The sequence below is a fragment of the Agrobacterium leguminum genome, assembly GCF_005144435.2.
Taxonomy (GTDB): Bacteria; Pseudomonadota; Alphaproteobacteria; order Rhizobiales; family Rhizobiaceae; genus Agrobacterium; species Agrobacterium leguminum.
Genome location: NZ_CP120212.1, coordinates 1 through 12818, shown reverse-complemented (window position 1 = coordinate 12818; position 12818 = coordinate 1). Strand labels below are relative to the sequence as shown.

Sequence of the window (12818 nt, the reverse complement as noted above, 5' to 3'; positions counted from 1 at the left end):
CCGCGCAGGGCAGTCGTGACAGCCGAAAGGTTCCGCTCCGGAAGATGCGTGCATTTTGTTGCACTCCCCCGAGGCCCTGTTGAGCGGTATTAAAAAATACTCTCATAAATTGAATGTTAAAGGGCACGTAAAAATGTGTTCCCTTTTGAGACGGTTTGCGGGAGTAACGCTGACAATAGCGTTATCTGCTGTTTTTATTGCATAATTTAATGAAGTGTCGGATGTGGAATCTTTCGTCCATTTGCCCTGAATGCAATCTTTGATGGTTGCTTTTTAGGTCTTGACGACGTTGCAGACGATGCGTCCGAAACCACCCGATATCCGAATGTTACTGCCATGTCTCTGGCACGGTCGGCAGCGATGCCGGGCGGCGCATGGAGCCCGTCATGCCTTTTATTCATCCCCAATTCTCCAGAGGAGGTTGAAATGATGCAACTTAAACATGTCGTTTTTGCCGGCCTTGCGGCCTTCGCAATGCAATTCGATATCCCGTCCATGGGCCAGCCGGCCCTTGCGAACGCTGCAACCCTCACCGCCGAGCAGACGGCGGCTTTCCAGTCGAAACTGCAACAGGCGGAAGCGAGCCGCGAGCTGCTCGGCCGCCGATCCGTGTGCCTGATGGAACATCTGACGGCGCAACAGCAACTCAGCGCCGACCGCGAGGCGGCGCTGGGGCAGGCCTTGTCCCTGCAGATCGAGCTGGAGCGGCAGGTGGCGCAATCCGAAGCCAGCGTGAAAGGTTATGAGGAGCAGGTCCGGTCTGAGAGCGAGTATGTCAAAACGCGCTATGCCGCTTTCGAAAAAGCCCGAAGGGAAATGGAGGAGCAGGCTAAAAGAGTAAAAATCTGCAGCCAGGTGCTGATCTTCTTGCCCGGGATCTGCCAGGCCGGTGACGCCGCGGTCAAGGCGCTGGGCTGGATGAACAATGCGGAGCGGGACCTCCGTACCGCGCAGCCCCGGTTGCGCAGTGCAGAAGAAGCCCTTGCGGGCGTTCACAAACAGTTGGAAGACAATCGCCGCCAGCTTGAGTCAGCGCGGCAGAGCCGCACGGAAAACCAGAATGCCGTGAATCAGCTCGAAGAGCAGATCATCAAACTCAAGGCGGCGATTTCCACCATTAACGTCAAGGTTCAGGACTTCAACATCCAGGTCGGCACCTTCAGCAATGCCCTCCAGGATGCGCGTGAAGTCAATCCCGACGATGCGCAGATACGCCTGGTGACGCGGCTGTCCGAGGAAATCGCGGGTCTGACCAATGGCGTACCGCAATTCATTTCCTCCACCGAAGCTGACCTGCCGGACGAGGCGAAGCGTCGATGCTCGCCCTGAGTAATCACATGCCTATCGGAAACCAGCCACCCATCAACAGGAGTCTTTAAAATGAACAATGTCGTTAATTTTGAAAGTCGGGCCGCCCAGATCAACAGCGCGATCGATGCCGACGTCGATGCGATTGTTTCGCAGCCGAGCTTCAATCTTCCCAAGTCGAATACGGCGCTCGTCCGATCCTATGTCGATAAGATCCAGGGGACCTACGATGTCGAGCGCGCCAAGCGTGATACCGACAATGCGATCGATCTCCTCTACATTGCCTACAACACCACGCCGCAGGAGGAGGACAAGATTCGTAATCGCATCACCGCGATCATGAACGGGTTGATTGCTTCGCAGCAGAAAAGCGAAATAGTCATGAGAAGAGCGATCGATACGGCCAGCCGCATCGGCGAGTCCATCGCCTTTCTTTTCCCGGACTGGCTCGATGTCAAGGAGGGGAATGATCAAGCCGAGGTCAAGGCGTTCGTCTCCAACAAACTGATAAAATTGGCAGAAGGTATCCGCGACAAAGCACTGAAGGTGCGTGACGACCTTGTTTCCCTTGCCAAGACCTATGACGCCATCATCGATGACATAACGCAAGCCACGAGTATGAGCGAAACGGCTTTGAGCCGGCGTCTCGAAGACAAGGCGGTGATGGAGCGGGAGATCCGGGAGGCCGACGCTCGGCGCGAGCAGCTTGAAACGCTCGTGAAGGAACTGACGGCGGAGGTCGCGGAATTCGAAAAGAAAGCCAGCGAATATGAAAAGCGGGCCAATACGGCAGAAGACCGCGCTTTTATCATGTCGATCGTCCGCGTCGGGGCGCAGATGATTTCAGGCGTCGTTCCCGCCATCGCCATGGTCGCAGGTGGCCCAGCCTCCATGCTGGCCTCTTCCGTTGGTGGCGCGCTTTCGGGACAGTCCAAGGATGGTCAGGGCGCTGATGGGCGGGGGCAGGGTGGCGGCTCCCGCACGCCGACGGGCGACGACAAGGCGGATGCGGCCGCAACGCAGAGTAAACTTTCCGAGCAGAAAGCCGAATTGCGCAAAAGTGAGGAAGAACGCGACACCTTGAAGACGGATATCAAAGTGCTGCAGGACAACAGGTCGGCGCTGGCGAAGGAAGCCGAGGGTGCGGATCCGGAATCGAGCAAAGCGGTCGAGCTTGCCGAACTCGATAAACGCCTGACCGCGCGCGCTACGGAACTGAAGGCGCAGGAGGAAAAGATTGCAGGTCAACAGACGCTGATTTCCAGCCTGCAGGCTTCGCTCGATGCGCTCGACAAGGGGCTGGGCAAGCTTACCGATGAGCAGCAACAGCAAGCGGCGAGCCTGCGTGAAATCCAGATGCAGATGATCGACAAGGCGGAGGCATATCAGAAGGAACGCCGCACCCAGACCGCTGAGCTCATAAAGATCAATGCGCTCCTGAAAGGAAAGCAGGCCGAGGACGACAAGATCAAGCTTGCGGTTCAATCGCTCAATGTCAGCATCACGGCGCTGAAACGCATGAAGGAGATCATCCAGGAAGTCGCCTTCTTTTTCAAAAGCTTCGCCGATTTCATGCAGGCGGTTGCGGATGATGCCGAGCACCAGATCAAGGCTATCGACAATGTTGCCGAACTGGAGGTCATTCGCAAGAACCGCTTCGCCCAGCTCGTTCGCTCCGTCGACGAGTTCTTCGTCAGGCAGAGCGCCCAGTGGCATGCGGTGGTGATCGTCTCCGACCTGTTCAACCGCAGCTTTGCGGACGGATGGTCGACGCTTAACAAGCTGCAGGGCAGCTATATCCGTAGCGAAGCGCTGCCGGGCTATCTGGCGGGTGTCGCGGAAAAGCTCTCGGCCATCGTCGCCGAACGCGAGGCCGCTGCGGACGCAAAAATCGCGTCGTTGCAGGCCTATCGGCAGGATTTGAGCAAGACCGCCTGATCCCCTGAGAACCTGCCGTTCCTGTCCCGGCCCGGCAGGAAGCGTTTCCATGGTCCCGGCCGAACACGTCCCCTCGTGCATGGGATCATGGGCAATGTCCTGCCGGTGCATATGCCGGCAGGACGGCCGTCGAAACCTCGACATTCACCAAACAACGACAGGCATCCGGCCGCTATCGAAGCGCCCCACGCCGCGTCATTTTCAGAAAGGAGAAGACCATGCCGACAGTCAACAAACCTCCCGTTTTGGTGCCTCAGGACACCCCCGCCTGGTGCTTTGCCGCCGTCGAGCAGATGGTGCGGGCCTATTACCGGCTTCCCGCCGCCACCCAATACGAGATTGCAAGGCGCAATACCGAGGCGCTTGCGACCGTCGATCCGCAGGTTCAGGAGCGCTGGGAGCTGGCGCAGGTTCTGGATCAATCCGCCGGCATCAATGAACAGGGCGGCGCCAATGCGAACAGCAATGTCGTCAAGCTGGTTTCCAGCCAGTGGAACGCTTTCGATCACACCACGACGGGCGGCCACTTCGTCAACAGCCTGACGGCCGATGTCGTCAGACACGAGATCGATAACAACCGCGTCTTCGTGATCGGGACGGAGTACCACTATTACCTCGTCTACGGCTACACCGTGAACGGCAAGGATCTCGAGCTACATATCCTCGATCCATGGCCGGCCAGGCGGGGCGGCACCAGAACCCGCATCGGCCTGCAGGAGTTTCTGGCAATGCCGGCCCGTGTCGCCATCACCTTCGGCTAGGCCGGCAGGCCGGCCGCATTCCCCTCGATTGCCGGAGATATCCGGCACGCAATCAACACAAAATCCCACCATGCGATCCCGCACGTCAACGTCCGGGAACAGGTGGCTCATGTCCAAAAAAGGAGATACACATGCCACTTCTCAGCAATTTCGTCGTCAAGCATATCCGCCCCTTCGGCGAAGCGGGCTATGATGCTTTCGGCAATGCGCCGACCATCGAGTTCCTCTCAAGCCTCGGGCTCAGCACGGGGGATATCGCCAATATCTTCGCCGCATGGCGCCTGGCGGCCCTGGCCGATCCCGTCGGTGAGAGCAACCTTCTCGTTGCGGCAGCGAATGCGCTGGCGCAGGCGCGATGGGAAAACCTCTATGAGACGCAGATGAGCACGGTGCTTTTCCTCGACGATGTCCAGCTCGAATCTCTCAGCCATCTCGAGCCCGGGGCGAACCGCAACTTTTCGTGGCGATCCCCGACTCCCATCGCCGCTGCGGTGACCATTCATAACGGCAGCAACAGGCATCACATCATCTGGGAGGCAACGGGTTTTTCCGGCGGCACCGATGAAAATGGCTGGATTTCGCACTTCGCCGACCTGTTGCCGACCGAGAGATAGGTCCTTCTCCGGATAATCGCCAAACGACGCCGGAACCTTATCGCAACGTTCCGGCGTCGATGCCGCCAGCCCCTTCATATCCCTGTCATAATGGTGTCTGATACCGAAACCGTTTTGAGGCTGATATGTGTTGACGACGAGCCGTTGCACGCAGGGAGTTCTTTGGTGAAATCGTCAACGCGAAGCATAGAGACCGAAGTGCACGGCCAGAGACGCGGCACGCCCGGTGAGGTTTTTTCGGCCTTCCTGAAGCTCGGCGTCACCTCCTTCGGCGGCCCCATCGCCCATCTCGGTTATTTTCGCGATGAGCTGGTCGTGCGGCGCAAATGGATCGATGAGGCCGGTTATGCCGATCTCGTGGCGCTCTGCCAGTTTCTTCCCGGCCCGGCCTCCAGCCAGGTGGGGTTTGCGCTCGGGCTGCTGCGGGCAGGCCCGCTCGGTGCGCTGGCGGCCTGGACGGCCTTTACCCTGCCATCCGCCATTCTCCTCTTTTTCTTCGCCATGGTCGCCGCCTCCATCGAAGGGCCGGTCGGCACCGGCCTCCTGCATGGGCTGAAAATCGTCGCCGTCGCCGTCGTGGCGCAGGCGGTCTGGGGCATGGCAAAAAGCCTTGCGCCGGATCGTGAGCGGGCCAGCATCGCGCTTGCCGGCATCGTCTGCGTCGTGTTTTTCGCCGGCGCCTTCGGGCAGATCCTGGCGCTTGCCGTCGGCGCTCTCGCCGGGCTTGTCTTCTGTCGCGCCGATGCCGCGCGGCAGGCCACCCATCTCGCCTTCCGGGTGCCGAAAAGCGCCGGATACATTGCGCTCGCCACCTTTGCCCTGCTTCTTGGCCTCCTGCCGCTCCTCGCAGCGGTCGCGGCGTCACAGGGCCTTTCCTTGTTCGATGCCTTTTATCGTGCGGGCGCGCTCGTCTTCGGCGGCGGCCATGTGGTGTTGCCGCTGCTGCAATCGGAAGTCGTCGCCACGGGGTGGGTCACGGAAGATGCCTTCATCGCCGGTTATGGCGCAACCCAGGCCGTGCCCGGTCCGCTTTTCACCTTCGCCGCCTATCTCGGTGCGGTGGTGGGGCCGCAGCCCAACGGCGTTGCAGGTGCGGCGATCGCCCTTGTTGCGATCTTCCTGCCCGGCATGCTGCTACTGGTCGGCGCGCTGCCTTTCTGGGAAGGGTTCCGCAAACACCTTCTGGCACAGGCCGCCATGCGCGGCGCAAATGCCGCCGTTGTCGGCATTCTGGGCGCCGCACTTTATGATCCGGTCTGGACAAGCGCCATCTTCACCCCGAAGGATTTCACCCTGGCGCTCACTGGCTTCATCCTGTTGACGATCTGGAAAACCCCGCCATGGGCCGTGGTGGTCCTCTGCGCGGCCGGCGGCGTTCTGCTCGCCCTGGCATAAGCCTTATCCCGCAGCGCCTATGCTGTCGAACATCCAGTCGGAAAAGGCCTGCATGGCGGGTGTCGGCGGTTTCGATTGCAGCCGGGTCAGCCAATAGCTCCCGAGCGAAATGGTGACCGGAAAAGGCTGGATGATCGCGCCGGAGGCCAGATGCCGCGAAAACATCGATGGCGGCGCCAGCGCCACGCCCAGCCCCTGCAGGGCCGCCTCCATCATGCCCAGAGACGTATCGAAAACAATGCCGGCATTCACCTGCGCCGCGGGCATCACGCCGGCCGCCGCAAACCAGTTGCTCCATTCATCGGCCCTGTAGCTGCGCAGCAGCGTCGCTTCCATCAGATCAGCGGGCGTTTTCAGCGTCTCCGCCAGCTTCGGCGTGCAGAGCGGGGAGAGAGGCGCCTCGAATAACCGAAAGGCATCCGTGCCATGCCAGGAGCCCTGGCCGAAACGAATGGCGAAATCCAGCCCTTCAGCCGCCATATCCACCCGGTTATTATTGGTGGAAACCCTGACATCGATGAAGGGATGCTGCTTCTGAAACGCCTTCAGCCGGGGCAGCAGCCAGCCCACGGCAAAGGTTCCCACAACACCCAGAAACAGCAATTCGCGCACCTGCCCGGCCTCGATCCGGTCGAGCGTCGTCGCCATCTGGTCGAAGGAACTCGTCACCGTCGGCAGCAGGGCCTCGCCTTCAGCGGTAATCTTCAGGCCGCGCGGAAGCCGCTGAAAAAGCGAAACGCCAAGCCGCTTTTCCAGCCCTTTCACCTGCTGGCTCACAGCCGCCTGCGTCACGCACAATTCGATGGCCGCGCGGGTGAAGCTCAGGTGCCGCGCCGATGCCTCAAAAGCCCGTAAGCCGTTCAGGGGAAGAAATTGCCGAACCATTCAAGACCTAGATTTTCTTATGTCTCTTCCGAGATATCATGATTTGTTCGTGCAATGTAGGCCGGTTAAACGTCTTTCGCTGGGAACGGCCCACGGGCTGAAAATCCACCCAAGGTTTTGGAGAACGCGAAAGATGAAACTTAATCGCAGACATATCGCACTGGCCACTTTGCTTTCGACGGGCCTGTTCACGCAGGCGCTCGCCGCCGATGATGCGAAGCTGAAAGCGATAACGGATGCCGCGATCAAACCGGTCATGGAGAAAAACGGCATTCCGGGCCTTGCCGTTGGTATCAGTGTCGATGGTGAAAGCCATATCTTCACCTATGGCGTCATGTCCAAAAGCTCGGGCCAGCCGGTGACGGCGCAGACGCTTTTCGAACTCGGCTCCATCTCCAAGACTTTCACGGTCACCCTCAGCACCTATGCCGAAATGAATGGCCAGCTTTCGCTCTCCGGCAAGGTGGAAGATTATCTTCCCTCCATGAAGGGCAAGCCCTTCGGTGATGTCACACTGATGCAACTCGGCACCCACACCGCCGGCGGCTTTCCGTTGCAGGTGCCGGATAACGTCAAGACGGAACAGCAATTGATGGCCTATCTCAAGGCCTGGAAACCCTTATACAAGCCCGGAACACACAGAACCTACGCCAATCCCAGCATCGGAATGCTCGGATACATCACCGCAAAGGCCATGGGTCAAAGTTTCGATGACGCCATGAAAGATGCACTCTTTCCCGCTCTGGGCTTGAAGAACACCTTCACCGTGGTGCCCGAGGCAAAGATGGCCGATTACGCGCAGGGCTATAAGCGAACCGGCGAACCCGCCCGCGTGACACCGGCCGTTCTCTCCTCGGAAGCCTACGGCGTCAGATCGACAGCGGAAGATATGATCCGTTTCGTCAATGCGAATATGGGACTTGAAAAGCTGGACGGAAAAATCCAGCAGGCGCTCACCAACACCCATACGGGATATTTCGGCGTCGGCGCCATGACGCAGGACATGGTCTGGGAGCAATATGCCCATCCCGCGCAGCTGAAGACATTGCGAGAGCTGAATTCCGGCGCCCTGCTCAAGACTGTCCCGGTCTCTGAAATTTCACCACCCATGAAACCGCGCCAGGACGTCTTCATCAACAAAACCGGCTCCACCAATGGTTTCGGCGCTTATGTGGCGTTTATACCAAAGCAGAAACTCGGCATCGTCATTCTGGCCAATAAAAACTATCCCAATGAGGAACGGGTTTCTGCGGCATATGAGATTTTGACATTGCTAGGCAAAGATCGGTGAATACACGGAGTAAGGCAGTAAGCCAGATTTCTTTTTGGTTAAAAACAGCGCTATTTACGAAGAGTTGACGCAGAACCATTTGACGTCATGTGTTCGATTAGCTGGGTACTGAAATCGTCGCCGTGAATAGCTACTACTGAAGGATGTGTTGTCATGGCTTCAGCCCACATCCGAATATTCGGATGCTTATGCAGAATATTAATGCCGTAGCCGCTTTCCAGAAATAGAAATCTATATAATACCGGGGCATAAACGGCATCCACCATCGAGATGGTTGGACCGTTGAAATAAGGGGTTCCAGCGATCGCACCTTCAATTTTTTCGAGACATTTCGAAAGTAACCCTTTCTGGATTTCAAAGGTATTCAGATCACGAGCCAAAATCATCATGTATTGTGATCGAATGACTGTCGAAGCGTACTCAATCCAAGATTTGTTTTGGAATTTTTCCAACGGTTCCTTAGGATAGAACGCTTCGCCGGTTAAGGTATCGATGAGGTCGGCAATAACCACTGATTCGAAGATAAACCGCCCTCCTACCTGTATTGCAGGCACCGTACCCGTAGGGGATAGTTTCAGAAACCAAGCTGGCTTATCGACTAAGTCTATGTACTCTGTCCGTAGATTGATATTCTTTAGATTCGCGACGATCTAGACTCTTGTCGCAAACGGGCAAATTCGAAAGCCAATTAGGGTAGCCTCTTCCAGTGCGGTTCGCCAATGGGGCGTGTTTTCGGGGTAGTCGGTCACACTGATGCCTTTCCTGAACAATGTAATCGGCAGTCGCATCCCGCATCTTGGCGAGATCAAGCACCGTCAGCGTTCGGCACTCTGGCGAGAGCAGGAAATGCTGGCCCTTGGCGTGTCGTCGGGGTTCCACGGCTCAACCCCTCCGCCATCCGGAAGGTGGCTGGGCGTATTTCCAAGCCCCCGACCAACACACTGACGGTCGACACCTCGGCGCGGGAGCGATGGGCAATGGCAGCGGTGGCGATGAGGGTCATGTTCAGACTCCAGAGGTCGACGGCAGGCACAGCAGATCGGCGGACGAAAAGGCCGCGGGAGATCAGAGCTGTATTTGTATCATCCTGAACATGATCCAAGTTCTTATCTGGACTTCGCGTCGAGGTCGACCGAAGGAGGTCTAAATGGTTAATTTTGGCGAGAGATCGAAAGCCTTTTGCTGGATATCCGTGCGACCCGCGATTGCTTTCGGCCCATTGCAGGCATATGGAAATGAATCCCCAGATGTCGGGGGCTTTCTTCGCAGAAGCTCATTGGGGCCTGATTTCAAAACTCGAATTCACATTTCGTCAGATGAGGAATGTTCTCCGGGTTGATGCCTATGTCCCGTAGGCGTTGCTCATTAAGACGACGCAGGTCTCGCTTGAGGTGATTCAGTGTCCGCCTCCGCTGCTTTTCCTCGTTGAATCGACGCACCAGATCGTGCATTTTTGAATTAAAAAAATTGATGGTAATTTTGGTCGAGTTCATGGGGCATATTCCTTGCCGCTCTTGCAGTGAACTGATATTTCTCGAGTTATTGACATAATCGCATATTGAATGCGGGCAGGGAAACGAGTATTCCTGTTCAGAATTTCAAATTTTCTTTGAAGCAAAAATGAGCATGATTCCTGGAATGCGGGCGCTAAGAGCGCTTGATGCCGCGGGGCGACATCTGAACTTCAGCCGAGCGGCTGACGAACTTGGCCTGACCCCGGCGGCGGTCAGCTACCAGATCAAGGAAATCGAGGACCAGCTCGGCCTGTCGCTTTTCAAGCGCACCAATCGCTCGATCCGCATGACGGAGGCGGGATTGATCCTTTGCCGCGCATCCGCTGACGCGCTCGAGCTCATGAAGCGTGCCGTCGCGCAGGCCCGCAGGACCGAGCGCGGCTCCCGCCACCTGAAAATCACCGTCGATCCGGACTTTGCCGTCAAATGGCTGATGCAGCGGCTGAAACGCTTCCGTGGCGCTTGGCCGGAAATCGACCTGCGCTTTGATATCTCCCCCGAGGTGCGCGACTTCGAGCTGGACGACATCGATATCGGCATTCGCTTCGGCACGGGAAACTATCCCGGCCTTTGCGCTGATCGATTGTTTGATGACGTTGTCGTGCCCGTATGCAGTCCTCGGCTACTCGCGTCCGAGAGACCCATTCGAACGCCGACTGATCTGCTTGATCACACCTTGGTCCATATCGAATGGGAGCGACAGGGTGTCGCGTGGCCGAACTGGTCGACGTGGATGGCGGCTGCCGGTATCAACGCCTTCGACGACAGTCGTACAGTTGCGCTCACCACGTCATCAGAAATGCTTCAAGCCGCGATCAGCGGGGATGCTGTGGCACTTGTGGACCTGACCACTGTCGCAAACGATCTGGCCGAGGGGCGGCTTGTCCGGCTTTTTGATCTTGGCATCCCGATCCCGTCCGAACTCGCCTATTTCCTCGTGTATCCGCAGGAAACGGCTTCCGATCCCCGTGTCGTCGCCTTTCGCGAATGGATTCTTGACGAGGCGGAACAGATGCCGGGTCAGGAATCGCGAACACCTGCATCCGATGAAAAGGGGCGCGGGACCAGGGAGGCTTAGGCAGCCCAAGCCGTGCATCGAATTGCCCAACCAGAGGCGACGTGTCCGAAGTATTCACACCCTCTACTCTGAAAGCGTCACTCTTCAATCGCATTGCCGTTCCGCCGATGTGGGCTCCGTGGCAACGTTGTCACTAACCCAATCAACGTCAGCGGCATTCGTGGGAATGCTGGCCTGAAATTCTGTTTTGATTCAGAGTCGTAAGGCGCTTTTGGTGGTCTGTGCTACCTAATGCCGGCTTTTTGCGGCACTGTAGATTTGCAAGCATTTCAGGATGGGTGCTGAGATAGGCTAAGACACGGTAAAAAACCGATCTAGGCCCGCGTTAAAATGCTAAATCCATGATGCTTATATCCACGTGCGTTGAAATCGCCTCGTGAAAGTAATACCATCTTTGATGTTGGTACTACAGGAGCGCCAAATGACGACGACAGTAACCGCCAAAGGGCAGGTCACCATTCCGAAGGCAGTGCGGGAACTTCTTGGTATTGCTCCGGGAAGCTCTGTCGATTTTGTTCGCGCTCCAGATGGCCGGATTGTTCTCGTCAGGGCCGACAAAAAGCAGCCGCCAACGCGCTTTTCCAAACTCCGGGGCCATGCCGGAGAAGGCCTGGATACAGACGCCATCTTGGCGCTTACGCGCGGTGAGAAGTGACACTCGTTGATACAAATGTCCTGCTTGATCTGGTAACGAATGATCCGACATGGGCCGATTGGTCAATTGAACAACTAGAAATTGCAAGCGTCTCCGGTCCATTGTTCATTAATGATGTTGTTTATGCGGAGCTTGCCGTTCGGTATGAGCGTATTGAAGCTTTGGATGTCTTCGTTCACGAGGCGGGATTAAAACTGGTTCCCTTTCCCCGCGCTGCATTGTTTTTAGCGGGAAAGGTCTTTGGCCAATATCGTCGTGCTGGCGGCTCTCGTACAGGCGTTTTGCCTGATTTTTTTATCGGTGCTCACGCAGCGGTTCAAAATTTTCCGCTTTTGACACGAGATGTAGGTCGATATCGATCCTATTTTCCAACCGTGACATTGATCTCTCCTGAACGGTAAATGAGCAGGGCTTTTCTTGTACTGTTTTTTCCGTTCGGTTTCAGATGGATAATGAAATGCGCTGTTGCAGAGGGAGCCAATCCGGTGTCAAGGCTTGCGCGCTCATGCGAGCATACAAGTGAAGTTGGCTGGCCAATGTTGCCGAGCCGTTTGTGTGCCTTGCAACATTTTTATTTGCCCGTTCATCCCCAGCCTGTTTGCATAGCTTATACTGCTCCTGTTTTGCGATGAGCCGGGAGACGTTCCGCGCTTACGGCGAATGTCCTCTGGTGATGAATGGAGGAGAGATGGATTGGGTTTGTGGTGGGTCTCTCTATCTCTTCGAAATGCATTGGCTGAAGGACAGGCTCTGACAGGCATAAATCACTGATGTGGGGCACTGATAAGTGTCTTTATTTCCCCAGGTGGCAGTTTTCAGTGCCCCGTTGCAATGCCCATCGAGCTGAAAGGCAGATGGGAAAGAGAGATGAAGATCATAACACGGTCGCAACTGCGTCGCGTGATAGGAAAGGTGTGTTCAAATGGGTCTCTATGAAATGTACGTTCTTGCAGCTCGTGCAGATACAGCCCTGATGAGGCGAAGGGGGCGAAGATTATGAATCGTCGTCGCAAGAAGCAATATTTGTACAACCAGAAGAAGATTCAGCTTTGGAAGCCGAGATAAAGAGGGGAGAGCCCCTTCGACCTGGGAGGATTCCGTAAACATATATTTATATAGATATATACGCAGAAACATATAAAATATATGCTACGTTGAATTGTATAGGAATATTGAGGGCGGATGAAAATCCGCGGCCAGAATCTTGTTTTTACGGCCTGCAATTTGCGGATTGCGGGACGATAACACGCGTAAATATATGATTTTTATGTTGAAATTACTGTATTGGTTAGAGCGTATTTATTATGGTAGTTTGTATTACGAATATGAAGTATATCTGATAGATTGTATATTAATAGTATTATTGATGATTATTATTG

Annotated in this window: 12 protein-coding genes; 9 read left to right on the top strand and 3 right to left on the bottom strand. The window is 56.1% G+C overall.

Annotated features, from left to right (window positions below; translation table 11 throughout):
- The first annotated feature begins 360 nt into the window (after window positions 1-360).
- The 5 genes from CFBP4996_RS14595 (at window position 361) to chrA (ending at window position 6016) form a co-directional block, all read left to right on the top strand.
- Window positions 361-1329, top strand: coding sequence for a hypothetical protein (locus CFBP4996_RS14595; protein WP_233283558.1), 969 nt, complete (start codon window positions 361-363; stop codon window positions 1327-1329).
- Window positions 1330-1380: 51 nt separating this feature from the next.
- On the top strand, window positions 1381-3246 hold the full coding sequence (locus CFBP4996_RS14590) for a coiled-coil domain-containing protein (protein ID WP_080854766.1): 1866 nt from the start codon (window positions 1381-1383) through the stop codon (window positions 3244-3246).
- Between the two features lie 218 nt (window positions 3247-3464).
- Window positions 3465-4007: a hypothetical protein gene (locus tag CFBP4996_RS14585; protein WP_080854767.1), complete on the top strand. Its 543-nt coding sequence runs from the start codon at window positions 3465-3467 to the stop codon at window positions 4005-4007.
- A 131-nt stretch (window positions 4008-4138) separates the two neighbouring features.
- A complete protein-coding gene (locus tag CFBP4996_RS14580) occupies window positions 4139-4621 on the top strand; it encodes a hypothetical protein (protein ID WP_080854768.1) in 483 nt (160 codons plus the stop codon).
- Between the two features lie 165 nt (window positions 4622-4786).
- On the top strand, window positions 4787-6016 hold the full coding sequence (gene chrA / locus CFBP4996_RS14575) for a chromate efflux transporter (RefSeq protein WP_080854921.1): 1230 nt from the start codon (window positions 4787-4789) through the stop codon (window positions 6014-6016).
- A 3-nt stretch (window positions 6017-6019) separates the two neighbouring features.
- On the opposite strand, the gene CFBP4996_RS14570 is transcribed toward chrA, so the two are convergent.
- Window positions 6020-6901, bottom strand: coding sequence for a LysR family transcriptional regulator (locus CFBP4996_RS14570; RefSeq protein ID WP_080854769.1), 882 nt, complete (start codon window positions 6899-6901; stop codon window positions 6020-6022).
- A gap of 133 nt (window positions 6902-7034) precedes the next feature.
- Between CFBP4996_RS14570 and ampC the strand changes: the two genes are divergently transcribed.
- Window positions 7035-8192: a class C beta-lactamase gene (gene ampC, locus CFBP4996_RS14565; protein WP_080854770.1), complete on the top strand. Its 1158-nt coding sequence runs from the start codon at window positions 7035-7037 to the stop codon at window positions 8190-8192.
- 50 nt (window positions 8193-8242) lie between these two features.
- Here the strand turns inward: ampC and CFBP4996_RS14560 are convergent, their stop codons facing one another.
- Window positions 8243-8842 (bottom strand): glutathione S-transferase family protein, encoded by a 600-nt coding sequence (locus tag CFBP4996_RS14560; RefSeq protein WP_272868921.1) that lies wholly within the window; start codon window positions 8840-8842, stop codon window positions 8243-8245.
- A gap of 639 nt (window positions 8843-9481) precedes the next feature.
- The gene (locus CFBP4996_RS14555) at window positions 9482-9685 is read right to left on the bottom strand and encodes a DUF1127 domain-containing protein (protein WP_137396250.1); all 204 of its coding nucleotides are present in this window, start codon (window positions 9683-9685) and stop codon (window positions 9482-9484) included.
- A gap of 127 nt (window positions 9686-9812) precedes the next feature.
- On the opposite strand from CFBP4996_RS14555, the gene gcvA reads away from it, so the two are divergent.
- The 3 genes from gcvA (at window position 9813) to CFBP4996_RS14540 (ending at window position 11840) form a co-directional block, all read left to right on the top strand.
- Complete coding sequence (gene gcvA, locus CFBP4996_RS14550) at window positions 9813-10784, top strand: transcriptional regulator GcvA (protein WP_080854772.1); 972 nt, start codon at window positions 9813-9815, stop codon at window positions 10782-10784.
- Between the two features lie 421 nt (window positions 10785-11205).
- Window positions 11206-11439: an AbrB/MazE/SpoVT family DNA-binding domain-containing protein gene (locus CFBP4996_RS14545; RefSeq protein ID WP_080854922.1), complete on the top strand. Its 234-nt coding sequence runs from the start codon at window positions 11206-11208 to the stop codon at window positions 11437-11439.
- The gene (locus tag CFBP4996_RS14540; protein ID WP_080854773.1) at window positions 11436-11840 is read left to right on the top strand and encodes a type II toxin-antitoxin system VapC family toxin; all 405 of its coding nucleotides are present in this window, start codon (window positions 11436-11438) and stop codon (window positions 11838-11840) included. Before CFBP4996_RS14545 ends, CFBP4996_RS14540 begins: the two co-directional genes overlap by 4 nt.
- The last annotated feature ends 978 nt before the right edge of the window (window positions 11841-12818 follow it).